Below are 24,310 nucleotides of genomic sequence, written 5' to 3'. Positions count from 1 at the left end.
ATACCGCACGTTCGGTGGTACTCGGTACAAAGACGCAGCGAACTTCGGATACTATGGCTCTCACTTTAGAATATTTACCAGTAGCCCGTTCTATCTACGACGTGAAAACCATGGCAAATAACACCACGCGTTCAATTCTCCAAGCATATCGGACACTCACCTTGTCCAATGCCAACGAAGCTGCTACTCGCCTTAAGGTTATCGATAACGTCCTTCGAAATGTCCTCGGCTGGCTCGACGAAGACATTCTGCCGGAGGAACATGTCACGGAAGACGGTGGGACGACCTATGCCGACTATATCCTCAAGACCGCCAACACCGCGATTGTGGTCGAAGCAAAAAAGGCTGGTGCAGCTTTCTCCAGCAACGGCGGCAATCGGCGAGTTAAATTATCCAATAGCTTTTTACAAAGTGAACTCGGTGAAGCAATTATTCAAGCTAGAGACTACGCTCGAAAATTCTCTATCGATTTTGCCGTTGCAACGAACGGATCCACGTGGGCAATTTTCCCTGCTCAACGCCATGATCAAGTCCGATTTAACGAGTCTACCGCTTTAATTTTTTGGTCGCTCGAAGACGCGTTAAATGAGGCCTATCAGGAATTTCACGATCTGCTCAGTCGAGATTCGGTGATTTCCGGAAGTCTAGAAAATGCTTTGCTTGGGAGGTCAGAGAACCAAGTTGAAAACAGAAAGTTGGGCAGCTACTTTTCCGCCAATGCCGCGCAGCGATTGACAAATCCTGTTTTCCACATCATCGAAGACGAAGTAATGACCGCGTTTTCCGATTCAATTGTTGATTTGAATGACGAATCGTTTGAAAAATGTTATGTGGCGGCACCGGAGTCTATAAAGTTCGACCACAAGATACGAATGAACGTTTCTCGACGTGAATCTGTGGTTGGAGGTGGACTTTTGCGGCCAATGAAGGATAGGGACGCAGGTGCGTTTTACGCCCGAGTGCAAGCGTCGGCGGTTAATAGAAAACCTCTTGCCATACTTCTTCTTGGAACAGTCGGAGCCGGGAAAACCACTTTTTTGCATTACATGCGAAAAGTTAGGCTAAAAGAGGTATTTGAGAATACGGAAAATAAAACACGCCCGCACTGGCTGCATTTGGATTTTCTGGTTAATTCTGCTGGCACCTCGGCCAGCGAATTTATCTATCGCTCGCTGCGAGACTACATAAACCAAGACGCTTTCCTTTCCAGCTATGAGCAATGCATATCGCGTGCTTACTGGGACGAGATCTCGGCACTCAAATCAGGGCCACTCTTTGCACTTAAGGGTGCGCAGGATAAGGTGGAAGAACGAATTGCCGATCTAATCTTCAAGGATTATCAAGAGGTGCACCCCTACGTGGACAGGATATTACGCCACGCGACGTCAACGAACACATTCTTTCTCGCGATCGACAACGTAGACCAGATTGAAGACGAAACCACACAGTCCGCGCTTTTTACTGAGGCCCTAACAATCGCGCGTAAACTTTCACTCAACTTAGTGTTATGTCTCCGTCAGTCTACGTTCGCGAAACACCGCAATTCTCCCGCGATTGATGCATTTGACTTTGAAGCCGTTCAGATAGATCCACCTCGCATTGCGTCGGTCCTCTCAAAGCGTTTTGGACTCGTACGATATATGGCGGAAGGAAAGAAAGGTGAGTTCACCGCAGAGAATGGCGCGAGAGTACGGGTAGAGAATGCATCCCAAATTGTGGACTTGCTTCAGGGATCGGTTTTGGGTACCGAAATTGGGACTCGCATTGAGGTGTTAGCAACGGAGGACGTTCGATTGGCTCTTCGAATGACCCGCGAATTTCTGGAGCGTGGATACACCAATCCGGGTCGAGCGATCGAATATCATCGCCAAACTGGAAAGTATGTTTTGCCAAGACACGAGGCGTTCAGAGCTATCATCCTCGGCACTAGAACTGTGTACAGCGAAGATTATTCACCAATTGGAAATCCGTTCGATTCCAGGATCTCTGTCACACAAGCTCAGTTATTACGTCTCTATGTATTGTCAGCGGTAGTGGCATATGCGTCGGAAAATAGCTTTCGCTTTGTGGACGGGTCAGTCATCAATGAAAATTTGAAAAAGATCGGGTTTGGAGACAGTTTCACATCGCGCATATTGATGGATTTGTCGAAACACAGATTTTTGTTCACGGCAAATCACGGCGAAGCAAGTATCGGATCGAGTTTCGTACCCTCTAGACTCGGCGGGTACGTCGTTCGTGAATTGACGGCAAATTTTACCTTTCTCGAAAATACGCTATTCGATACTTATATCGCAGATTCGCATATGTGGCAGGAACTCCGGGCTGTGAGTTACAGCATTGAAGCAGAACGAAATACAGTCGAGAAGATTAAGCTTCGGGTGCGGCGAGTGCAGATATTTTACGACTACATGCAAACATGTATTTCTCCGCTTATCGTTGAAAGTCAAAAGCGAGGACTCCCCTCGCAATGGTGTACGGATGTACTGGCGGAAAGGCGATCCGATTTTCGCCGAGAGTTGTCAAGGGTGCTTGCATCGGCGCGTCGTAACTATGGAAAAAGTGGCCAACGCCGGGATGTAGCGGCTCAACGAACTGGTGCCGATGAAGAGGAGGACTTGAGCCGAGTATAAAGTGTCACGCGGGATTTGCGCGGTACACAGACAGTACCACTCGTAAGCACCGGCACAACAATCCGCCCATGTACGACTCTGTTCGGAACGCCGAGGCATCGAAAGTGGCGACTGATCGGCTGATTCTTGATGTTCGCTTGAGGGGGACCATGCGAATGGCCCCAAGAGCCGACGTGACGTTCAACTCGTGAATGGAATAGCCGCTCTTTGGGGGGAACGGACGCCTGAATGTCCGAGCGATCGGGCGTCCGAATGCCCCCTCATGGCCGACCTCTGCCCGACGCCGGTCGGCCGGACCCGACCCGTTGCCGTCGTTCGAATCGTTGGTATGTCAACGACCGCTTTCGAAGTCCAACGGCCGGGCGCTCGCGCAAGGTCGACTGCGGCTTCCATTGGCTGCCGGGCGCCTACTGGTTTGCCCACATGCTCACTAGTTCACGTACTGTTTTTCCCGCCGCGGCAATTGCGGTAAACGCCGGCGCCGATTTCTCGATAAGCGCTAGCGATTTTTCCACCAGCGTTTTGTCAGGCGCGTTAGATTGAGCTTCGGCCTTTATCGATCGAGCGGCTTCCAACACGATCCCCCTTTCACTTTCTGAAAGGTCCGCATTGTGAATTTGCCGAAGAAGGTTATCAATTTTCTCGATGAGCAGATCGCGGTCGCACTGCCCATAATTATTGATAATCTTCGAGTGCCGACCGCTAATCGCCTGTTCGGTTGTAAATTTCCCTCTACCCTTAACTATGATGCCTTCGTTGCCCATGTTGCCCTCCGTCACTTTCAGCCGACTGCGGCACAGTGATTTTCGTTTTCACCGACGCGCCGGACCCTACCGCAACCTGCTCCGCTGTAACCGTTCCACCGGAAATGATCAGGCCGGAATTGAAGATTTGCGTTCTCCGCTCCTTTATGTCGTCGGTTGCGATACCCTTCGCGTCCAGAAAATCGACGATGGAATTTACGATGACGTACTGGCATGTTTTGGCGGCCATGTCTTTTTCGAGCATTTGAAAGTACGCATTCCAATTTTCTGCCCCCCAGCTTTCGCGCAGGCTCTTTGGATTGCCATAATTATAACTTTCATCCCGAACCTTTCGTTTGTCTTCGGGGTGGCCGAAGATTCGCTCGGATAACCAAATTCGTGACCTTCTGACTATACCGAGCAAGAAAATCGAGCCCCCCAGTAAAATAAGCAGTGAACCGAGGAGTTTCTGGGCGTAAACACGACAATAGTACTGTGGCCCGTGCCAACACGGTAAATTGACCAGTTCAGCAAATTCGGGTTTGATGGGCGGCAAGAGGAAGCATCTCGATTCAATGAACAAGTTCGACCCTAGCATTGTTGATCTTAGGAAATACGTCAGTAGCATTTGTTCGTCTGCAAGTTGAATCGAAATCACTCGATAGTGGAGCGCTTCTTGATCAGGCTGACCTATCTTCGCCCTAATGACATCAGGGTCGATCCAAACCTTAGGAGAGGCTGTAATTGCAGGCAGTAACATCCTATTACTGCGAATTCGTCTTCCGTCCACGAAAATCTTATCAGTAATCGTAGCGCTTATAAGGGTTTTCCGAATGACTTCCGATACGCAATTCAAAAGCTCGATTTGCTCGAATTGATGGGTCCTATCATCATCATTTTTTGGTTTTTCTGAATCAATGACAAACGACCACCCGTCAAGATCGACTCCATATCCGGCAAATGGCGAAAATCCGCCGAATATAATAACGTTATGTACGGATGAGCCATCTTCTGGCTGTTCGGCGTGAGTAATACTGCGGGCAACCTTGCGTCGGAGATGGTTGTTTATAACAAGTACTTTGATCGTTTCGATTAATGCGGCTAAAAATATTGGTGGCGAAAATGTAAGAATGGCTCTAAGCAGAAAAGAATCGGTATTGTGGAAATCGAAATTTAGAATCGTTAAAACTATCCAAAATGCGGGGATCAGTAAAATTAGGTCAAAAATTTCATCCCTAACGCGTGCGCATTTCGCTTCGAGCAATACAGTCGCCTTGTCTATACCAAATTCTGGAAGATTTGCCCTATGCCGGTCCTCAAGACGATCGATGACCTCTTGAGGAATCAACCTCCCAAGATGAAGCGCGGCGCAGATGTTTTGAGTTACAGAATACATGCCAATCCCCTGCCGTTTTAACGCACATCCTATTCCTGAGCCGCTCCAATAAATTCAGTAACGACGATTGCGGGGCACGCAATCATCTGACTCCGGAATTCCGCCGATATTGTGCAATACTAGACAAAAGGCCTCACTTTTCAATAGCTGCTCGGCAGGTCCCATGTCCCTGCGTGCAACGTCAAAATGAAGACTGAGCCCGTGACTCACCTCTGTGCCAACAGTTTCCGGCTGCGGCGCCCACGAATGTACTTGCAGCGCTGGCGGGGTGAGCCGCTAGGCGACAAAACAAAAACGAATTGGGGGCACACGATTTAAAAAGCGACGCGGCCCACGCGCGGACCTCTGCGCCTGTCGCTTCGCACGGGCCCTCGCACGTCCGCCTCGCCATCACGATGGCGCGACTGCACCGCTTCGGCACAGCGTCAGCGCCCATCCGGCATCCCGCCCGGCCGCGCTTCCTGCAACGCCGCTGGCCATCCCGGCCCATCAATCGCCATAGCCTTAGACATTTCAACCGCCTCGGGGCACTCCGCGGTTTCCTCCCTTCAGGTTTATTTAACGCCTGCCCGCACGCGCCGTCGCGCGCCCCGAGCCCACGGACATGGGCAGGCGTCGAACAAACCTTAAGATGAAGCAATGTTCAACGTCGCGAATTGAATGGCCGCTTCCTAGGTAGAACCGACGCCTGAATGTCCGAGCGACGGTGTGGGCGAATGGCGGCTCATGGCCGACTACTGCCGGATGCGATCGATCGCGGCCTACAACTCGTCGTATAGAAGCATCGCAGCAGGGACGGTCTGGACAAGCATTCACCTCACCAAAGGCGAGGCTGCTGCCTGCATCGGTATGATGGAATCCAGCCTGCAACGCGGGGCGGTGCAAACACATTTCGAGGTGTGGTGAGTATTTGAGGTCGCGAGTTGACACCGCGAGACGAGCCAGACGCCACATCTGGTATGGCTCGCCTCGCAGGTAGAAACTCAGCCGCCTAGATCGCCGTCAGGGACGGTCGGGAGGTCCAGCTCACGGATTCATATCTGGTGAGCCCGAGACCATCCCTGCCCGATCAGGCGGAATATTTACTAATTACAAATAGTAAACATTCCGAACGCCTGAACCATCCTGCCGGTGTACGAGGCCCTAAGGGCTGGATAGAATGTTTAGAAAGTATTCGAACGAAGAAATTTATAAACATTCTGGGGTGGTCGATGCGCGAAGGTCAGGCGAAGGTGCTGACGGAATCGGAGTTCCGTCGCGTCGTCAACGCTGCGAAGAAAGAAGCCCATGCGAAACGAAACATCGCGCTTCTATATTGCTCGTTCGGTCTCGGGCTGCGTGCGAAAGAGATGGCCGCGCTTCGAATCCGCCACGTCCTCAATACCGACGGCGAACTACTGGACGAAATCAACCTCGACGGTTCGATGACGAAAGGTCGGAAGCAACGCCACGCCTACCTGACGAATCCCAAGGTCGCCGATGCGATTCGGGACTATCTGGATGAGCGTCGTAATGCCGATGGCGTCACATTCAATTATGATGCGCCGCTATTCCGTTCACAGAAAGGCGGGACGTTTACGCCAAACACGCTACAGCAGTTGTTCCATCGCATGTATTCAAAGGCTCGTATGCAGGGCGCATCAAGCCATTCGGGTCGCCGCACGTTTGCGACGACCTTGATTGAGAAGGGAGTAGACATCAAGGCCGTATCGACGTTGATGGGGCATGCATCGATTGCGATGACGGCCCGCTACGTCGAAGACAACCCGGTACGATTGAGGCAGATCAGCGCCGATGCTCTATAGTGCGGGAGACGATCATTATGAAGGTTGAGACGCGGATCAAACGCGCAAGCGCCGAACGGATTCGTCGTTATCTTGAGTTGCTCGACCGAATCGCCGCGACGAACGATACGGGTCTTTCCGACGAAACCGTGCTAGCGATTCTGAACGCAGATCGTGGCCAGTGGACCGAGTATGCGAGCGTCGAAGAACTGTTCGCGTCGTTGGGCATTGAGATGCCATGACTTGACGCGAGAAGCGAGAACGGGGGCACGCATAGGACCGCGTTCGGCCATCTACGGCCATTGGGCCGCCCTTTCACGTGGACGTTCGAGCGGCGGCTCTGTCCAGGCAATGGGCCTTCGCACGCCGACGGTGTCCGTCGCGTCGGCACATCGCGCAATCAATATACCGCTGGCATGCCCTCTGGACGATGTTTGAAGCGTCGATGTACCCAGTAATACTGGGCAGGGAATTTCAGTATCTGGGTCTCGAGAAACGCATTCATGGAACGCGCATCATTCGTGTCGCTTCCCGAGGGGAAATCGCTAAGCGGCGCAAAAACGTTCAACTTATACCCTTTGAAATCCGGCAGGACTTCCGTGACAAACGGCACAACGCGCGCATGCCCGATTGTCGCAAGTCGAGAAACAGAAGTCAGCGTGCACGCCGGAACGCCAAAAAAGGGCACAAAGACCGAGTTTTCGATACCGTGGTCCATGTCCGCAGCAAGCATGACCGACTTGCCCTCGTGAAGGAGTCGCACAATCCTCCTGGCACCTGTCGAGCGTTCGATCATCTCCGCGCCGAATCGGCCGCGCTGCCGTCTGGCCAAGTCGCAAAGGCGCGTGTTCGACATGTGCGTGTACAAGGAAGCGGCAGGCATCTTCAGCGAGTAATGCAGGCATCCGATCTCGATGCCCACGAAATGAAACCCCATAAAGATCGTGGGTGGAGCATTCCTGTCTTCGAGATCAATCGCGCTTTCGATCTGGACGAGCTTTCTGATCCTTCGCGCGCTACCAAACCATTGAACACCTCGTTCGAGATAGCTGCGGACCACATGCCGGAAGTGTTCCCTCGCAAGCTCATCGCACTCACGTTCCGACTTTTCCGGAAAGCAGAGGTACAGGTTGACAAGGACGATATGTTTGCGGCGGCTGGGAAGCGCATAGAGGGCCGCGCCGAGCGCGCTGCCAAGCCTCGCGACCAACGGGTACGGAAGTATCGAGAGCGCGCGAAGCAAAGCTACGACGAGCAGATGACCGAAATGTTCCACGACCGGCTCCTGTGTGGCGGACGGCACGTATCACACGGGTGTCCGGCGACAATCGTCTCTACGGTCGCGTGGCAATTGTAGTTGATGCCAGACCGGTGGACCCATAAACAGATGGCGACCTTGCGTGAGCGGATGACCGAATTGCCTTGGAAGCGGTCGTCATCCCGGCGCGGCCGCGTATGACCGGAGCGGGTCGAACTGGGACAAAGGGGATAGATCAACCGATACTTTCGTTCAGCAACTGCAACGCGTCAAGCGCGCTACTATTGACGCCGATACCATTGCTCTGGTCAATCTCATGTTCGCCGGTGTTGATCCGGATAACGCGTGGGCCGTGTCGCTTGCTCATGTCTCGAACGGTTGGGATGGCGCGTCCTGCGCCGAGTTCGATGACGACCAACCGCGCGACGCTCAGTAGCCACGCTTCGAATCGCATCCGCTGACGCTTCGCCCGAGTCTCGATCCAATCCCCATCGTTGAACATCAAGATATTCGGTCTGGCTACGTCACCACACTTCGGACAGCGCGGCAGATCAGAAAGCAAACGGCAATGTTCTTCGTTTACCTCAGGATTGAAGTCGTCCGCCGACCATGTTTCATGGGTACACGCACGACAGCATTGCAGTTTGTGAATCGTACCGTGGCATTCGAGAATTCTGTCGTCTGCGAAACTAGCCTTCTGGAATTGTCCATCGACATTGCTGGTGAAGATGAACGCACCATGTTCCTTCGTAGATGCCCATCGACGCAGTATGTCGAAGCCTTCGTGTGGAACGGTACGTCGGTACAGGTTGAGCCGGTGACCATAGAAGCCCCACATCCTGATCGGATCGTCGCGAAACGCCTCGCCGTTTGCGATGTCCTGAAAGCCGATACCCGCCGACCTCAACGCGGGATATGCACGCCAGATGCCATCGGCTCCACGAAAATCGGGCAGTCCGGAATCCACACCCATCCCTGCGCCAGCAGTGATCAGAATCCCATCGGCATCGCGTATCCAGTCGGCCGCAACCTTCAGTTGTTCGGTCATGGTGGTCATGCGTCGTTGTCGTTAAAGAGTATCGCCATGCGAGGCAGCATAGGCCTTCGTCGCGTCGAATACCAACTGTTCGAATTTGATACCCTCCGGATCGTCACGAAGGAACGTCCAGAGATCGGCAAGGTGTTGTTTGTTCTCGGCTTCGACCCGTTCGACCAATTTGAGCCCGACAATTTCCGAATCAGGCAGATCGAACATCGTTTCCTCGGTCAATCCGAGTTCATCGAGTACGCTCAGCCTGTCGTTTGAAAGACAATGGATACCCCATCGGAAGGCAAGATCAAACAGTCGAACAAAATTTGTGACGGCAAGCCACCGGATCATCACGTCGTCGCAAAGGTCGCATTCGGTCTGGGCGAGCTTGCGAAGGGATCGCGGGACGTTGCATTTTTTCTGTTTGAGGAAGTTTTCGATCCGATCGCTCACCGCGCGACGGGCCATGCCAATGAAATCGATCAGATCATCGATTTCCCACTTGGGGTTCTTTGCAAATCCGATGAACCATGTCAAAAGGATCTTCGTATACGGCTCTCCGGAAGCTTCGTGCACTATGTCAAGAGGCGAGAGATGTCCGGTTACGACGCGTACTGGTAGCAGGAACGGTAGTGCCGCTTTCAGAAGCTTCACGGTCTGGGTCAATGCTCCCGCTGCGATATCGCCAGCCACATCGAGGTCACGCTGGGTATTGGCTAGCAGGTCCGCTATACGTGTCGGTGCCATGATTTCGAATTCTTCGGGTTTGGCTGCGGCCTCAATATTCGCTCGGAAACAGTACAGCGGTCGAAGTCTGATCGGCTTCGGTGATGATCCATACGCGCTTGCCCGCAACCTCATAGGCTGAGAATATTCGTGCGCCGTGGATCGCCGCCATCAGATTCGCATCGGCATCCTTCGGCGTAACGTCGCCCCAATCGCCGTGTTCGTGGCGATGCAGGTAAGGTTGGATATCGACGCCTTCGCGTTCGAGATGTTCGAGTACGGCGCGCGTGACAACAACCCGTCCGAGTTCGATCAACGGAAAGGCGAAACCTGCGAACGGATTATTGGTTGCGGACGTTGCGCTGTCGTTGCTATCGGACATTTGGGCTACTCCTTTCTGGTGTCGGTGTCAGTGCGGTTTTGATAGGCGAAAAAAAACCAGGGCGGGTGCCCTGGTTCATCGGTCGAATCTACGACCATCCTTCGTGCTTGTGACCGGATCGTTTCCGGAAGGGACGCAATCGCAGTCGCATCACAATAGGGTGCCATCAACAGAATCCATCCGATAGCCAACACCGCGAATTTGTTTGATTTCGAAACCGTTGCACTGCATAAGTTGGAGCTTCGCTCGCAGCCTCGATAGATGAGTGTCAAGAGTTCTCGTGGGGAAGTTTTCGAGAGTTCCCCAAAGCGCCTCGTGTAAGTGTTCACGAGTGATAGGCCTCCCAACGTTTTGGAACAGCAGCAGTGCGAGAGCGTATTCCTTCGGGCGAAGCATGATCCGTTTGTCGCGAATGTCCACATAGTGGTGCCGCCGGTGCAACACGTACTGCCCGAAGCGCATAGTGGAATGGTGATCGTCCACCGGTACTGTCTGAGTAGCGCGTTTCGACGACGATGCGACGAGCCGCAGGATTGCGTTGAGTCGCGCTTGCAGGACCGGAGTCGGAATTGGGGTAAGAATGTAGTCAATGGCACCGCAATCCAACGCGGCGACTATATCTTCCGACGCGTTATGTGCCGTGAGAAAGACGATGGATGGCGGAGTCGGAAACGTTGCGCGGATCCATCGCAGGAAGTCTCGACCTTCGATATCGCGAAGGTTCCATCCGGCAACAATAAGATCCCACTCAGAATCCTTCAACGCCCTGAAAAGGGATGTGACCGTACGAAACTCTTGATAGTGCGTGACGTCCGGCGGTACGTGCGACGTATCCCCTCTCTTCAGGGTGCCCGACTCTGGACAAAAAGCAATTCTCATGTCGAGGGAATGAAAAAAGACGGGGGCTCTGGTTCGACAGCGAATCATTTCGAATGAATTCGGGTCCGGTTGTGCCTCACGTAGAGGCGCAACCGGTCGTTGCGACGGGGGCAGAGCCTGTAAATAGTCCGTACCCGGTCAGCGACCGATAGCCGTAGTGTGGTGCCACGACAGGCGCACGGTCCTACGCGATCGATGCCGCCCGATCGGAAACCACGCACACTTTGGCGGCGACCTCACTCACTACCCTTGTAGACCGTCGAATTCAGATAAGCGATCTCGCCGTCCTGCATGGCATTCACGAGTTGTTGATAGACATCAGCGCGCGTCTTCTGCGCGAGGGGCTGGCTATAGGACGCCATCCCGGGGCTACTCGACGCACCGGTTTGAGCGACTTGCGCGGGTGCTGCGGGGTGCGACGGTTGATCCGTTTGGGCGAAAGCGGAAGCGGTTGCGGTGGTGCCGACCAAGGCGATGGCTAGCATTACGTGTTTCATGTTTTTTGTTCTCGTCTGAGTTGGTATCGCTTCTTCAATTGCGTTGCGCTCGGCGCATGGACACGAAATCGCTGTAACCATGTAGTCGAATGCAACGGCCAAAATACGCCGCGTCTTTGACGACGCGGCGCACATTCGGTGCACGGGCGTGTGGCGGTATGCCCGGTTGTTCAATACGGCAGGCACCGATGCCAGTCAGAGCTGGATGAGTTGGTAGACGATGGCCTGTACGTCTTCACTGTTGCGGCGGAGCAGAAATGCGAAGCGCGATACCAGCAGTCGATTCTTCTTGCGCTCGATCTCGTTGATCTTGCGCACGGCAACCGGATCAAACGCACGACCAGGTTTCAGTTGCTCGATTGCGGTTTTCGCGAGGGCGGTCCGCTCGGCATCGAGTTGCGCGAGCGTCGCTTTGAACTTCTCGGGCGTGTCCGTCGCTTCCGTCCTTCGTGCCGGTTTGTCTTTTTTCTGCACCTCCGCAGTGTTGGTTTTTGCCGGTTCTACGCTGCCCGCTTGCGCCGCGACCGGTTCGCCCGCACTCGAAACCTTCGCTTCCGTCTTCACGCTCATAGTTTTCTCCGAATGAATCCGTCAAATCGACAGTTCCATACTATCCAGCGTTTTTGGCTTCGTACACTGTTTTTTATATAAAAATCAATGGGTTGGGTCGGTTGTTTGGCAGGCCGTCTGGAGTGCTGGCGATGATACTTCGCCCTCGGCGGCCAAACTGATGTATCCCTAAAAAGGATATTTAGCCGTTTATGGGGCTGTTTGGCAAGTGGTGTGCCTGCAAGGATTGCTCCCTTCTTGGGAGCGGGTATGGACAAAGAGGCGCAACGAGTGTTGGCTCAGGCCGTTGGAAAAGCGATTGCGCGAAAACGCATGCAGGCTGGCTATACGCAGGAAGATGTAGCTGAAAAACTAGGCTTGGGCCTCGGGGCGATTTCTCGGGTGGAGCAGGGAATCGCGGTTCCGACGATCATCCGATTGATCGAACTTGCCGATTTGTTTGGTTGCAGGCTTGAAGAACTTCTATCGGATGTTCCGGCAACACTGGATGATCGAGCCGCAATGATTGCTCGCAGCATCGCTCAACTCAGACCGTCAGATCAGACGATAGTGGTCGAACTGGTGAAAACGCTCGCCGAACAATTCAAAGAGAAGTAACTGCGTGCACCATCAGACCAACGCGCTTGTCGTCAGCAATTTCCATTGCGAATGCCTAAAGTGGACCCGTGTGTCAAGACAGAGATGATCGCAATTTAAGCTGCATCGATGCCACACGCAGCTGAACGGCGCTGCCCCGGTTCCGCGCTGGCGGATTCGCCTGCGCAGCGTAGCGGAGCAGGCAAATCCGCCAGCGCCCCACTGAACCTGTCAACGATCCTCGCACCACCACCGCAGCCACTCAGATAGACCGCAGCCGGGGTCTGGTATCCGAGCGTCTGATGAGGCCTCTCGCCGTTATAGTAGGCAAAGTACTGTGCCAGACCGATTGTCAGTTCGCCCATCGTCGCATAGCCCTTCAGATAGACATCCTCGTGCTTGACGTTGCGCCACAGGCGTTCAACGAATATATTGTCCAGCGCCCGGCCCCGGCCGTCCATGCTGATCGCCACACCGGCGCCTTTGAGCACCCGGGTGAACGCGTCGCTGGTGAACTGCGAGCCCTGGTCGCTGTTGAAGATCTCCGGCTTGCCGTACTGGCTCAACGCGTCTTCCAGGCAGTCGACACAGAACCCGGCGTCCATGCTGTTGCTGATGCGCCAGGACAGCACCTTGCGGCTATACCAGTCGATCACGGCCACCAGATACGCAAAGCCCCGTGCCAGCCGGATATACGTGAGGTCCGTACTCCACACCTGGTTGGGCCGCGTCACCTCGACGCCGCGCAACAGATACGGATAAATCTTGTGCTGTGGATGCCTGACGCTCGTGTTCGGCCCCGGCGCCATGCCCCACAGTCCCAACTGCCGCATCAGGCGTTGCACGCGCTTGCGGTTCACCACCTCGCCCTGCGACCTCAGGTACACCACCATGCGTCGGCTGCCGTAGAACGGCCGCCGCGTGTACTCTTCGTCAATCAGCCGGCACAGCAGCAGATCGGCCTCGCTTGCTGCGCGCGGCGAACGCTGCGCATAGACTGTCGCCCGCGCAACCAGAGCGAGCGCGCATTGCCGGGCCACCGGCACCTCGTCCGATGCATCGATCCACCCCAGGCGCGTTTCCCGGCTCACAGCGACAACTTTTTTTTGAGCCAGTCCACTTCCATCTTCAGCCGTCCAATCTCGCCGTACAGGCGCTCCGGCGCGCTCTCTGCGTCCACCGGCTTGGGCCCCCGCTTCACTTCAAACAGCGCCGCAGCACGCTCCTGGATCTCCTTCTTCCACTGCCCAACCATCACCGGGTGAACCCCGTATTTCTGCCCAAGCTCGTTGATCGTCTGCGTACCCCGTACCGCTTCCAGACCCACCTTTGCCTTGAACTCCGGCGTGTACACCTTTCTTGTTTTTCCCGCAGTCATTACCCGTTTCCTGTCATCTACGACGACAGCTTAAATGCTTGTCTCGATTTCTGGGTCCACTTTAGCCGATGAAGCGCGGAGCAAGCCTAAATCCCGCCCAGATCATCGGAGTAAGCTGGTGGTCGCAACAATAAACGAAGCCAATTAAATCCAGTCACGGTTCGATAAATCGCAGGGGTTGGGCGAATTTTGCGAAAAATGAGGACGGGAAGGCGCCAACAGTTCGGTCTTCAGGGTTTTATTGGCCACAAGTCAAAAAGACAGGGCACCCGAAGGTGCCCTGAATCTGTCGACTGATTGCTTTCCATCGCAGTTATTGCCATGAATCCGTCAAGCATCGAAGTGGATGGATGGCGTTACGAATCTTTATCGAAAACACCACACTCGCGGTCAGTGCGGGTACGAGCGCCAGTGCGCAGGTTGATCCCGATCTTGAAGATGCCGCTCTCTTGCAACATGGACTGTGAAGTCCATTGAAAACGCCCAATCAGCAGCTTCTTTTTGCGTTTTGGTGCTCTTGACTTCCTTGCCGTCGACAATTACCACGTGATGGGTTGTTTCCGTCCCTTTATTGGAAGACAACGGCCTATGTTCGACATACGCGTGCTTTGCCATACTTTTCCTTTCGAGGATGCGACACAGGATTGTGCCGTCATCTGAATGTAGGGCCTGCCCCCGTTTTCTCAAGCCGCCGGGAACGCACTACACCTTCTAAACGCGTACGCCGACCTTAGACCGCTGGCGGTCTCACCTTGATTGCACCAATAGTACAGTCGTTCCCTTACCGAACGGCGGCGGTACGGTCGGTGCTGTGCTATTCATTGGGCCTAATTGGCCATAAGGTAACGCATTCGGCCCGCCAAAACCCGAATTTTGGTGCGCTCTATCGGTCCAACGGCGTGTTCGAACGGCGCCCGGTGATGTTTCGAGCGTTTATGCGCGCGTTACGAATGGAGGGCTGCACTTAAAAATGTATCGGGCGCAACTGCTGTGGGGCAGGTCTCGACCCACTGCAGTCACCCACGTTCTTTGTTCGGACGGCCGCTTCCGAATTAACTCTGTACATCCGCCCTCGAAGCAGCTAGCCACTCCACCGATCGCCTTCGACCACTTTGGGCGATCCATGCCGAGAGTCGCAAACGTCGACACAGCCCGATCGATGGAACCCCAAACTTGTGGTGCGACGTGCTAGCGCGTTCGCAGACCGTCCAGTGAATGGACGGCTGTGGGCAAATTCCCGCGCTCGGCACAGCCAACAATGCGAGGAGCACCAGTGCGCGTGCTGGGGGTAACGCTGGAGAACAGGCGATTTCTCTGCTACAGCCCGCTCGCTTTATGCGAGTCGGGGGCTCTGGGCTTGCGTGACTTGCGGAGCGTCGGGGGGCTCAAGGTTGGATGGCGGCGGTCGTTATAGCGTTCGGGTTGTATTTGTCTGAATAAATAAAGAAGAACGCTATGAGTGATGAGCAAAAAATGGGCGACACGTCGACAGCCGACACGCCGCAGAGCGGCGCAGCGACCGCCTCCCCGCAAAGCGCGACGAATACCTCGCAGCCGACGGGCAACGGTACGCAGGACGGCGCAAAGAAGGAAAGCGACGGTGCGGCGGAGGAAAAGAAGAAGGAAGGGAAAAAATTCGAAAATCTCAAGGAAATCGTGAGCCTCGCGTGGAAGGGCCTGCTGTTCCTTGGCGGTATTTTCCTGTTGATCTTTTTTCTGAACGTGGGGTTCTTTCCCAATATCAAGCTGGCGGATCTGACCGCGACCCTGGCGGCTGTATCAATGACCGGCTTGCTGATGCTGGTTATCTTCGCTGCCGCGTTCGTTTTCCCGGCGCTGATGGCGCACGGCTCATTAGCGCGGCTCAACGGCGCGGAGGAAGTCGTGCGGAAGTCGGCTTTCTTGGGGGCAGTGCCTGCATGGGCGTTTTGCCTGTGGCTGCTTAAGATCGACATTTGGTGGAAATTTGGCGGCACCGTCGGTTTGCTGATTCTGTTAGCCCTTGGTCTCACGTATCGGAAACCTCAGGACGCAAAGGACAAGCCGCCCAGCATCAACAGGGCCGCGATGGACGGCGAGGACCGGTGCTCCCTGAGCGAGCTGTGGAATGGCGAAAAGCGCAACAGGTCTGAAGTGGTAGGGGTGATCGTAGCGTTCTTCTTCGGGCAGATCATCGCGGCGTTTTACTTCGCTCTAACATCCAGCCAGACAGGTTCGAATGATCAGTTGCCCATGTTTTTCGCATGGCCAGTTATCTGCTTTGGGGCAAACATCATCGTGCTGACTCACGACCGGGCCGATGACAAGCGCCGATGGAAATATCTGGGCTCGGCGGCGGGATTGCTCCTGTTGATCTTCCTGATGATGACGAGTGCGAGTTCGTTGATGAGTGCCAGCATTGCGAGCAGGCTCGCCTTGGGCGGCATTCCCGACGCCGCGGTGATGCTTTCGAAGCAAGGGTGCGAGATTGCGAAGGCATCCAGTTGTAACGCCATGGAATGTCAGGCAGTGAATGCGGATGGAACGGGTGTCGTCGGTCCTGTGACGATCGTTTCGCGGATTGGCTCGGAAGTCGTGCTTCAGCCGAAGAATCCGAATTTCCAGGTCGTGATGAAGAGCGAGGACGTCCTCGGCTGGTCGCGCAAGACTCCGCGGGCGTTTCTCCACGCTGCGTCGAGCGTGACGGGCGACAGTCCGAATCAGGGAGGCAACGAGACACAGCTCGATCTCCCTTGCCGCGCGGCCTCCGCCCCAGTGGCCGCAAGCCCTCCTGCCATCGCCTCGTCCCCGCCCCCCGCGCCCGTGCCTCAAGCCTCTACCTCGTCCGCTACGGCGCTGTCCGCCGTCGCCCTAGCCGAAATCAGAACCACTGTGCAAAGTACGCTCGCGCAGACGATGGCGACGCACCGGCACTCAGTTGCCATACGGGCGCCCGCGCCGGTCGTGCCCTCCGCGACGAATGTCTTTTATGACAATCACGGCGATGTGACGGTCAACAATCTCGGCAATGCGAGCGACGCGGGCAACGGCTTGCGCGTGAATACGCCTGAAGAGAAGGATTGCGCGGCGGGCAGCGCATGCCTGGCGCGACGAGCCGCGACCATCGACGCGCTCGCGACGCACTCGTCGGCAACGGCTTCGACGATTATTTCGGCGTCTGCATCCGCGACCCTCAAGGCGGCAGCCGAAGTCTCGCGCTAACGCGGGCGCTGGCAATGCAACGTCGCGCAGCGACTCATCAGGCGACGTGCTGGGCCGGGGAATTGCATTGGTCTTGTCTGCAGCGAAGGCGCCCACGCGCGAAAAGTCGTGCGCACCGCCGTGCGTCTTTTGCCTGAAAATTTCCGTGTGTGATGGGCGGTCAACTGACGTACATCGGACGTTCGTACGGCTGATCGAAAGCGCGGACCAAAGGCCGCAACTGGCAGAACTCCGTCCTTGATGCTCGGCGGTTGGTTTGTATGTCTCTGGCCTGACGATCGACGGATGCGGCGTGCCGCTCATTGTACGTATGCGTCGCATCGAGCGGCCGACGCCGACGCCGGCCGCCGAGCAGGCGTCGCTTTTCTGACGCATGAAAAAAAAGGAAAGGCCGAAGCCTTTCCCCTTCTGTAGCGGCTAAAAAGCCTTCCCTAGTTACACAGGAACACCGGCCCTCAGTTGGTCTGAATCCTCATTGACCTTGGACCCTATCCACAACGCGATTCGTACCGAACCATCCGCGTTCCGGACCCTGCGGCCTTCGATCGAGATTGACCCCAACCGAAACTGAGTGTCTTCCGACACATGCTCATTCGCCACGTAAGGAACCAGCGAAACATAGCCCACATAGTCAGGATCATCAGGTGTCTCGCCTTCCGACAATTCACCATCATGCCAGCCACGCCGATCCGTGCGCCACAGTTCGCCCTCGTAACGCAAAGCGTCGATGCCGAATTGCAACTTCAATGACTTCGAACCTAGAGAGCGAGGATGTGCGGCGATTTCCAGCAAGGCCAAAACCGGCATAACCGACTCGCCGACTTCGACCGAACCCAACATCAAAGGCGTTCCGCGCGATGCGGTCCAGTTGTTGCGAAAACGGTCCGTACCCAGGCAGGGGAAACAGATTACCTGTAGTAACAGTTGTTACCGTGAACATAATGGCCTCCAAAAAAAAGGCCATTCGGGAGTGTCGTTAGACGCTCCACGAATGGCGGAGCGTCAAACGACACATCTTACATTCCGCACGTCGGGGACCCAATTTGGCGCGAATTTCGTCGCGAGTCCGGCGGGCGAAAGGCGTTTTCCGGGACGCCGAGTAGCCTGAGCAGCTGACGCTGCAGTTCCGTGAGGGGAACGTCGAAGACCTGCACCGTGTGTGCACCCTCGATCAGCCGGTGACGTTGGGCGAGGCTGAACAGGCGCAGGATCTGTTCGGTCGTGGGGCGTGCGCACTGACGCTGCTCGGGATAAAGAGGCAGTTCGTCGAGATTCTCGCGCTTCATGGCAAGGCGCAGCTCGCGTTCAATGAGCGCCTGCACGAGCAGAGCGAGGAAGTACAGCGTGAAGAAAGCCTCGATGCGGCCCTCATCCTTCAGAAACACCGGCGCGATCTCATGTACCGTCTTGACCTGTTCGAAGCGCTTCTCGATCATCGGCTGACCCTTGTGGGCTTCCAGCACCTGGGCCGGTGACAGACTGCGATCGTTTGTGACCAGAGGATACATGCCATCGCTGTTGTGATCGTAAGCGATGGCCTGCTCGTCGGTCGTCCACTCGGTGTCAAAGCGCCGCCTGGTGATCTTGCGGTAAGCGGTCTCGGGGTCCGGGCGACCCCGCCGCGTCTGCCTGTACTCGTGTTCTTCACGCACGGTACGCCGGACCTTCAGATAGCGGGCGACGTGGTGCTTCTCGAGCATCACCTTGATCTGCAGGTCAATCTCGGCAGCGCCACGCAGCCGCGTCTTCGCGCCGGCCAGCCGCGCGCGTAACTGCTGCAACTCTTCAATGGCCGCGGCGATGTTCCTGCGTCGCCTGGCCTCCTGGCGCAGCGTCAGCAACGGACTCCACACCCAGACGACGGGCCTGGCTTCGGCCGACAGCAGCGGCGCGCGAAAGACATACCAGCAGTCGCGCGGCCCGTCGCTGTGGCGTGAATTGGGCCGGTCCCACACGCAGGTCCAGTCAGGGGTGTTGGACTGGATCCACTGGCGGAACTCGGCGTCTTCCAGGCGATTGCGGGGCAACACGGTGACGAACCGTCCGCCCGCGCGATCGATATGGTCCATGTTTTCGCGCGAACACAGTTTTGAATCGGCCACATACAGGAAGTCGCTTCGGCCGGCCAGGGTGCGCAGCGTATTCCAGGTATCAATGTGGGTACGCGAGTCGCTCGTGTTGCCGTCGGTACAGCGGAACGCGACGGGAATGTTGCCGTCGGCGGTCATGGTGAGGATGAACAGCAGCTGCTTCATATCGGGCCTGTGCGACTTCGAGTGACCATAGGTGATCATCGGAGCCGTGCGTCCGCGGATCTTGCGGCCGGAGGCACCACGATAGCTGCCATGGAAGCTGATAGTCGTACTGTCGTTGTGACACTCGTCGAAGTTCACGCCGAAGCGCTCTGCAACGGCCAGCGCCACCTCGGTGAGCAAGGCCGCGCGGTCGGCGTCAAACAGGTGATCCAGCGCCCGGCCAAGCCGATCATCGCTGAGGTGATCCATCTGCCCGGAAGTGATGCCAAACATCCCGCCCGCAAAGTCGTGGACCGTCTCCTGCTGGCGGTAAACCGGCTCACGCTCGACGATGATCGAGCGCGGCAGCACGCCAAGGGCCTGGGCGTGAGGGACCGCACAGCGTGCGTCTGAGGGAACGTGCCGATCGAACAAGGACGCCAGGCCGATGCGATCGATGAAGTGATTGACGAGGGGTAAAGGTCCCAGTCGCTCGCTGTGCAGGATGAAGCGAGCCTTGGGCGGAGAAAGTTTTTGCGGGCCTGACATTCTTCCGCTATATTAGAAAAGGACTACTAAATATTCAAGGACATTTGATGCTGTCTCATCCCGCGCCTTGATCGTCGGGAACAGGTCGGTGTTCACGAACGTCAGCAGCTCATCACCGGTGATGCCCTCAGCATCGGCCGCCCAGTCGCCGTTCTTTAGCAAATATGCGCCTTTCAAGTGTTTTGCTATGCCGAGGAACTCAGCAACGTGCCTCGCGATGTCGGGCTTTTCAGCAAGGTAAGTGCGCTTCGGGCTCAATCATGTACTCCTTGTTGTCTATCACCAGAGGCAGGGCCAGCGTCGCGCCGGAGGTAAATCGCGCGTAGGCCTGCATGCGTCGCACCGTCGTAATCGGAGCTCAGTGAGTCGCCAATCACGAGTGTGTTTTCGGGGAGCACGCCTAGCCGTTTACATGTCCACTCGAAGATCCGCCGATCCGGCTTTAGATGACCAACCTCGAACGACCACGCGTACGCTTCCAGCTCGAACGGCAGCAAGGCGAGGAGCGGGGCGGCGTAGGGCATGGCGAGATTTGACGCGATCGCGAGCTTGATGCCGCGAGCGCGCAAGCTGGTTAGCACATCAATGGTTTCGGGGTACAGCTCGATGCTGGCAAGCTCCGCAGCGAGGTCGACTTCCAGCGCGGTCATGACTTCGGACTGCGGGGTAAGTTTCAATGCCTCCGCTCCTCCCCGCAAGTCGAGGGGTTTCGTCATGACTACCTTCAGCGCGGGCCAGAAGTTTCTTCCTCCTCCGAGATTGAAAAGGCGCAAAAATGGCCGAGTCGGGTTTGGGATGTGGCAGAGCGTCCCGAATGCGTCGAAAATGACGGCCTGCACCTCAGGGTCAAGCGTAACGTCGGCAAGACTGGGCGCGACCGGCGGCAACTTCTTACTCGCCTCTATCGCTTTCGCCTCCCGAAATTCGGCGATGGCGTTGCGCAGTCGGGTTGCGTTCCTCGGTGATTCGAGCAGGTGCAGTGTTTCCCGCGTGCCGGGCAGACCTCTTTCGGAGAAGTGCAGAGTCAGACGTGCTTCCTGCGGAATCGCCTGAAGAACGCCAATTAGCTCGGCCGCCGTCATCGCTGTTCCATCGCCCGATTTCACTTCCTTTAGAGCTCGAAGATTTGCTTTGGTCAAGGTGTGATCCTCAGTTGAAGGTGTAGTCGCCTAACGCATCTTCGGGAGTTCGGATGTCCCGAAATGGTTGGGTACGGCGTTCGGCAAAAGGGTGCGGCACGCCATCGAAGTCGAGAAATACAATCATTGCGCTTGCTCGGCGTTTTGTTGAAGGTCACCGGCTGGGGCATACGTGCCTGCTTTCAGCTGTTCGACCCACTTTTCCCAATCTGCGTGGCGTGCAAGCTTCCACTTCGTCTGGATGAGACAAGCTGCGCAGGTGAAGTTTTGTGTGAACGCGTTCCTGACGACCGTGGGCAAGGCGTCGAGCACGATAAAAGACTCATGCGTCGTGCCCATGCGCGTGCGTGCGAATTGCAGACGGGAGAGCGCAGGATAGCCGTCGAGCAACGCGTCCATGACCTGATCGCACATCTTTGCCATCCGTTCTTCCAGCTCCTCCGATTCCAGATCCAGAATGTCCTTCACGGTGCGCTCCTCAATAGAATCCGATTGGATGGCGTCGCTCGCTGCCGAAGGCGCCGGGCATCCCGACGGCATGCGGTGGTGGAATGGAACGGGTTGAGACCGTCGACTCACCGGCCTGCAACGTGCGGCCGATCAGAACCCGCAGCATGCGATCCATGTCCCGTCCGGTTTCGAGCTGTTCGCACAGGATGTCCAGTACGTCGTCCGGTAACGTGCTCTCAATCTGCCGGGAGACGGCCGGATTGTTTTCCAGAAGTTCGCCATACATGCGTGCGATGACCTCGCGCATTTCGTCTTGCGACAGCGGGCGAATCCGGAAAACGGTGAAGCGCGAGAGCAGAGGCGCCCGAACGGGTTCCAGCGAGTTCGCGGTGGCAATCCAGTTGATGCGTGATGCGTCAAAATGCACGCCGGGGAGGGCGACATCGAAGAAGCGCTCCGCCGTACGGCGCTCAAGCAACGTGTACAGCCCGTTGAGCGGGTCGTAGCCTTGGTGATGCCCATGTGCTTTGTCGATCTCGTCGAGGACGAGGATCGGATTGATGTACGCGCTGTTGGCAAGCAACTGGAACACCGCCCCAGGTTCGCTATTCGACCAATGTCGTTCGGTTCCAGTCAGGAAAGCCGACGTTTGGACGTTATTCACGGAGGCTACCTGAGAAGGCACGCCAAGCAGTTTTGCCAGCTCAAGGCAGAAGGTGGTCTTGCCGGTACCGGCTGGGCCGACGAGCAGCAGTCGCGCGAAAGATAGCCCGTGCCCGGCCGCTCGGGCAAACGCCATCTCGGCGGACAGGAAATCCACCACCTCGCCAAAGTTCGGGTGCCGTTCGGAAAGCGTCCGAAGTTCAGCCTCCATGCTGGGGGTGAGCTGCGCGCCGAAGCGCTTGTCCGCATGTTCCAGCAGGAGTCCTGCCCACTGCTTCACTTTGCGCGCTTCGTCGCGGTCGGGGCTCCTGCGCTTCGCGATGCCGATCAACTCGCGGAGATTCAGAAAATTGATACGGTCTTGCATGGCGTTCTCCTGGTGTTGCCGTTGTGCATTAGCCCTTAGTCGGCCGCGTGGGCAGTGCATCGCGTCTTCACCCACAGACCATCGATCAGCGCGCCGGGTGCGCCGCACGTCTCGCAGGTCGTTTTGCTGGCCGCTTCTGCTGCTTGGACTAGATTTCGTTGCCGGGCAGCGAGGTCGGCGGCGTAAAAGCGGATGGCTCCGAATTTTTCTTTCACCTGCAGCGCCACGACTTGGGGTGCTCCGTTCTCGGCGGTCTCGCATTGCAGCTGGCGGCAGAGATCGTCGAGCAACCCGGCCCAGCCATCACCGCACTGGAGCCCCCAGTAGCTGAACGGGGCATGCGGGTGACTCTGCTTCGTGGCGGAGAAGATGAGGGGGTGACGCTCACGCAAAAAGGCGGATTTCTCAGGGCTCATGGCTGCTCCGAGGGAAGAGGCTAGACATCAGGCCGGGTTGGAAATATTATATTTCGTCATGTGGTAATATTAATCATGTGGAGATAGGGCGTGTCAATAGCGATTTCGTTTCGGTGGATTATTTCGGTGGAGAGAGCGGGATGCGCGAAGCGTTCGACATAGACCAGGCACGGCTCGCCGTGCGTATTGGTGGGATACGCGCGGCCAACGTGCGAGCCGCGTATGGAAACTACTTTTACGTCGAGTTCGTGACCTGTGCCGGCGAGGCCGATCTCGTGACAACGCGGCAGCGCGAGCTAAGGGCGTTCCGGGATGCCGGTCTGGCGCTCAAAACGCTGCACGAAATTGGCATCTTCGCAGCCCAGGTGTTCATGGAAGAGTGGGAGCCCAGCGCGGGCAAGCCGCCGGCCTGGGCGCGGCCCGACAAGTCGGTGGCCTTGAAAGAGACTCACGAGCGGGCTCATGCTGATGTAGCCCTTGAGCAGAAGGTGAAAGATGCGTTGGCAGATGCGCCGGCCGGCGCTGATTTGCTCGCGAACGCTGGTCTCGTCGCCGTGCTGAAAGAAAAGGTGGGGAAGATCGAGGCCGGTACTTTCGATTTGCAGGCGGCAATCGATGCGGCTATCGAGAAAGCCGGGCCGAATTTGGAATGACGCGCCAGACGATTACTTGCCCACCGCCGCATGCTGCGCATGCCTTGTGCAAGACCAGCCTTCTGCGTGCGGCAGGGCCGTCGGGCCGGTTTCGCGCAGGTTTCAGGCCGTGGACAAGCCAATGTAGGGACGTTTTGCGCGGAACTACCGATCGCTCTCAACAATGACAAACAGGGGAGAAAGGCGGTTGTCGTAGTGGTTCATAAGTGGGTGTTTCGCCCGATATTCGTTGGCCGTTTGCCAGGAGTGGCTCAGTATGCAGAAGCGGTGTTATGTCGTTAGCGATTCGACGGTGGCCGAGCACGTCGCCGAGTACTTGGGTATCGCCAAGCGTCTGAACGGTGCGTATCGGCTGAAGAACGGCGACACGGTAACGCACTTAAACCGCGTTCCGCGCGGCGGCGTCCCTGTCGACCTGTGGCGCGATATGCCTAGCCCCTATGGGAGATTTTTCGACCGAACGCCGGAGCGGCCGGATGACAAGGACGAGCAGAGGAACCTCGTAGGCCGCCTCCTGCGCGAAGCGGACATTGTCGTCAACGCGTGCGGCGCGCGTGATATCGACCAATACTTAGCTGACAAGCTGATCGCGGATGCCGGGTTCGACCCGGCGGGGCGTAAAACCATTGCCGGACGAAGCAAGCCTGTCGAGCGGGTCGTGTTTCGAGCCTTAGACTGTCACGGATCGGCGTAAAGGCGCCGGGGATGATCGCCGTAATGGCGCCAGTTGGAAGTGGTGTCGAACGCGGATTCGAACGGCCTCAAGAATGCGGTTTCTTGCTTGAT

The 24,310-nt window shown here is 56.3% G+C and carries 25 protein-coding genes and 1 pseudogene; 8 read left to right on the top strand and 18 right to left on the bottom strand.

Features of this window, described 5'->3' with window-relative positions; translation table 11 throughout:
* Nucleotides 1-110: 110 nt before the first annotated feature.
* Entirely contained in the window at nucleotides 111-2,633 is a 2,523-nt protein-coding gene (locus tag HV744_RS29985) for a hypothetical protein (RefSeq protein WP_217469173.1), read from the top strand.
* A 407-nt stretch (nucleotides 2,634-3,040) separates the two neighbouring features.
* On the opposite strand, the gene HV744_RS29980 is transcribed toward HV744_RS29985, so the two are convergent.
* Together HV744_RS29980 and HV744_RS29975 are read right to left on the bottom strand one after the other, a co-directional pair.
* A complete protein-coding gene (locus tag HV744_RS29980) occupies nucleotides 3,041-3,397 on the bottom strand; it encodes a hypothetical protein (RefSeq protein ID WP_175152973.1) in 357 nt (118 codons plus the stop codon).
* The gene (locus HV744_RS29975) at nucleotides 3,372-4,772 is read right to left on the bottom strand and encodes a hypothetical protein (RefSeq protein WP_175152972.1); all 1,401 of its coding nucleotides are present in this window, start codon (nucleotides 4,770-4,772) and stop codon (nucleotides 3,372-3,374) included. Before HV744_RS29975 ends, HV744_RS29980 begins: the two co-directional genes overlap by 26 nt.
* Nucleotides 4,773-5,498: 726 nt before the next feature.
* Between HV744_RS29975 and HV744_RS29970 the strand changes: the two genes are divergently transcribed.
* The 3 genes from HV744_RS29970 (at nucleotide 5,499) to HV744_RS29960 (ending at nucleotide 6,798) form a co-directional block, all read left to right on the top strand.
* Complete coding sequence (locus HV744_RS29970; protein ID WP_175152971.1) at nucleotides 5,499-5,678, top strand: hypothetical protein; 180 nt, start codon at nucleotides 5,499-5,501, stop codon at nucleotides 5,676-5,678.
* Nucleotides 5,679-5,815: 137 nt separating this feature from the next.
* Nucleotides 5,816-6,577, top strand: a complete 762-nt coding sequence (locus HV744_RS29965) for a tyrosine-type recombinase/integrase (protein WP_217469172.1) — start codon at nucleotides 5,816-5,818, stop codon at nucleotides 6,575-6,577.
* A gap of 17 nt (nucleotides 6,578-6,594) precedes the next feature.
* Nucleotides 6,595-6,798 (top strand): hypothetical protein, encoded by a 204-nt coding sequence (locus HV744_RS29960; RefSeq protein WP_175152970.1) that lies wholly within the window; start codon nucleotides 6,595-6,597, stop codon nucleotides 6,796-6,798.
* A gap of 158 nt (nucleotides 6,799-6,956) precedes the next feature.
* On the opposite strand, the gene HV744_RS29955 is transcribed toward HV744_RS29960, so the two are convergent.
* The 7 genes from HV744_RS29955 to HV744_RS29925 form a co-directional block, all read right to left on the bottom strand.
* Nucleotides 6,957-7,832, bottom strand: coding sequence for a lipid A biosynthesis lauroyl acyltransferase (locus tag HV744_RS29955; protein WP_175152969.1), 876 nt, complete (start codon nucleotides 7,830-7,832; stop codon nucleotides 6,957-6,959).
* A gap of 217 nt (nucleotides 7,833-8,049) precedes the next feature.
* Nucleotides 8,050-8,871, bottom strand: coding sequence for an SIR2 family NAD-dependent protein deacylase (locus HV744_RS29950; protein WP_246279254.1), 822 nt, complete (start codon nucleotides 8,869-8,871; stop codon nucleotides 8,050-8,052).
* Between the two features lie 12 nt (nucleotides 8,872-8,883).
* Nucleotides 8,884-9,591: a hypothetical protein gene (locus tag HV744_RS29945; protein ID WP_175152968.1), complete on the bottom strand. Its 708-nt coding sequence runs from the start codon at nucleotides 9,589-9,591 to the stop codon at nucleotides 8,884-8,886.
* 31 nt (nucleotides 9,592-9,622) lie between these two features.
* Entirely contained in the window at nucleotides 9,623-9,952 is a 330-nt protein-coding gene (locus HV744_RS29940) for a hypothetical protein (RefSeq protein ID WP_246279253.1), read from the bottom strand.
* A gap of 150 nt (nucleotides 9,953-10,102) precedes the next feature.
* Nucleotides 10,103-10,831, bottom strand: a complete 729-nt coding sequence (locus HV744_RS29935) for a response regulator transcription factor (protein ID WP_175152967.1) — start codon at nucleotides 10,829-10,831, stop codon at nucleotides 10,103-10,105.
* 236 nt (nucleotides 10,832-11,067) lie between these two features.
* Nucleotides 11,068-11,316 carry a hypothetical protein gene (locus HV744_RS29930; RefSeq protein WP_246279252.1) on the bottom strand — a complete coding sequence of 83 codons (249 nt, stop codon included), beginning with the start codon at nucleotides 11,314-11,316 and terminating at the stop codon, nucleotides 11,068-11,070.
* 207 nt (nucleotides 11,317-11,523) lie between these two features.
* Nucleotides 11,524-11,892, bottom strand: coding sequence for a hypothetical protein (locus tag HV744_RS29925; protein ID WP_175152965.1), 369 nt, complete (start codon nucleotides 11,890-11,892; stop codon nucleotides 11,524-11,526).
* 255 nt (nucleotides 11,893-12,147) lie between these two features.
* On the opposite strand from HV744_RS29925, the gene HV744_RS29920 reads away from it, so the two are divergent.
* Nucleotides 12,148-12,495 (top strand): helix-turn-helix domain-containing protein, encoded by a 348-nt coding sequence (locus HV744_RS29920; RefSeq protein ID WP_175152964.1) that lies wholly within the window; start codon nucleotides 12,148-12,150, stop codon nucleotides 12,493-12,495.
* Between the two features lie 176 nt (nucleotides 12,496-12,671).
* Here HV744_RS29920 and HV744_RS29915 read toward each other — a convergent pair.
* Both HV744_RS29915 and HV744_RS29910 read right to left on the bottom strand, forming a co-directional pair.
* Nucleotides 12,672-13,852, bottom strand: a pseudogene (locus tag HV744_RS29915) (IS3 family transposase); the annotation flags it as partial.
* A 390-nt stretch (nucleotides 13,853-14,242) separates the two neighbouring features.
* Nucleotides 14,243-14,467, bottom strand: coding sequence for a hypothetical protein (locus HV744_RS29910; protein ID WP_175152963.1), 225 nt, complete (start codon nucleotides 14,465-14,467; stop codon nucleotides 14,243-14,245).
* An 840-nt stretch (nucleotides 14,468-15,307) separates the two neighbouring features.
* On the opposite strand from HV744_RS29910, the gene HV744_RS29905 reads away from it, so the two are divergent.
* Complete coding sequence (locus HV744_RS29905; RefSeq protein ID WP_175152962.1) at nucleotides 15,308-17,053, top strand: hypothetical protein; 1,746 nt, start codon at nucleotides 15,308-15,310, stop codon at nucleotides 17,051-17,053.
* A 435-nt stretch (nucleotides 17,054-17,488) separates the two neighbouring features.
* Here HV744_RS29905 and HV744_RS29900 read toward each other — a convergent pair whose 3' ends face one another.
* From HV744_RS29900 to HV744_RS29870, 7 genes are all read right to left on the bottom strand, one after another.
* Nucleotides 17,489-17,893: a hypothetical protein gene (locus HV744_RS29900; protein WP_175152961.1), complete on the bottom strand. Its 405-nt coding sequence runs from the start codon at nucleotides 17,891-17,893 to the stop codon at nucleotides 17,489-17,491.
* Between the two features lie 176 nt (nucleotides 17,894-18,069).
* On the bottom strand, nucleotides 18,070-19,836 hold the full coding sequence (locus tag HV744_RS29895; RefSeq protein WP_175152960.1) for an IS1634 family transposase: 1,767 nt from the start codon (nucleotides 19,834-19,836) through the stop codon (nucleotides 18,070-18,072).
* 12 nt (nucleotides 19,837-19,848) lie between these two features.
* The gene (locus tag HV744_RS29890; protein ID WP_175152953.1) at nucleotides 19,849-20,094 is read right to left on the bottom strand and encodes a hypothetical protein; all 246 of its coding nucleotides are present in this window, start codon (nucleotides 20,092-20,094) and stop codon (nucleotides 19,849-19,851) included.
* Entirely contained in the window at nucleotides 20,091-20,975 is an 885-nt protein-coding gene (locus HV744_RS29885; RefSeq protein WP_175152959.1) for an HAD-IA family hydrolase, read from the bottom strand. Before HV744_RS29885 ends, HV744_RS29890 begins: the two co-directional genes overlap by 4 nt.
* A 123-nt stretch (nucleotides 20,976-21,098) precedes the next feature.
* Complete coding sequence (locus HV744_RS29880; protein ID WP_175152958.1) at nucleotides 21,099-21,443, bottom strand: hypothetical protein; 345 nt, start codon at nucleotides 21,441-21,443, stop codon at nucleotides 21,099-21,101.
* A gap of 10 nt (nucleotides 21,444-21,453) precedes the next feature.
* On the bottom strand, nucleotides 21,454-22,455 hold the full coding sequence (locus tag HV744_RS29875; protein WP_175152957.1) for an AAA family ATPase: 1,002 nt from the start codon (nucleotides 22,453-22,455) through the stop codon (nucleotides 21,454-21,456).
* Between the two features lie 35 nt (nucleotides 22,456-22,490).
* Nucleotides 22,491-22,871 carry a hypothetical protein gene (locus HV744_RS29870; protein ID WP_175152956.1) on the bottom strand — a complete coding sequence of 127 codons (381 nt, stop codon included), beginning with the start codon at nucleotides 22,869-22,871 and terminating at the stop codon, nucleotides 22,491-22,493.
* Nucleotides 22,872-23,011: 140 nt separating this feature from the next.
* Here HV744_RS29870 and HV744_RS29865 point away from each other — a divergent pair, with 140 nt between their 5' ends.
* Together HV744_RS29865 and HV744_RS29860 are read left to right on the top strand one after the other, a co-directional pair.
* Nucleotides 23,012-23,524 carry a hypothetical protein gene (locus HV744_RS29865; protein ID WP_175152955.1) on the top strand — a complete coding sequence of 171 codons (513 nt, stop codon included), beginning with the start codon at nucleotides 23,012-23,014 and terminating at the stop codon, nucleotides 23,522-23,524.
* 256 nt (nucleotides 23,525-23,780) lie between these two features.
* A complete protein-coding gene (locus HV744_RS29860) occupies nucleotides 23,781-24,218 on the top strand; it encodes a hypothetical protein (protein ID WP_175152954.1) in 438 nt (145 codons plus the stop codon).
* The last annotated feature ends 92 nt before the right edge of the window (nucleotides 24,219-24,310 follow it).

The organism is Paraburkholderia ultramafica, assembly GCF_902859915.1.
GTDB classification, from domain to species: domain Bacteria; phylum Pseudomonadota; class Gammaproteobacteria; order Burkholderiales; family Burkholderiaceae; genus Paraburkholderia; species Paraburkholderia ultramafica.
Note: the sequence above shows the minus strand (reverse complement) of the source record. Positions and strands in the feature narration are given on the sequence as shown.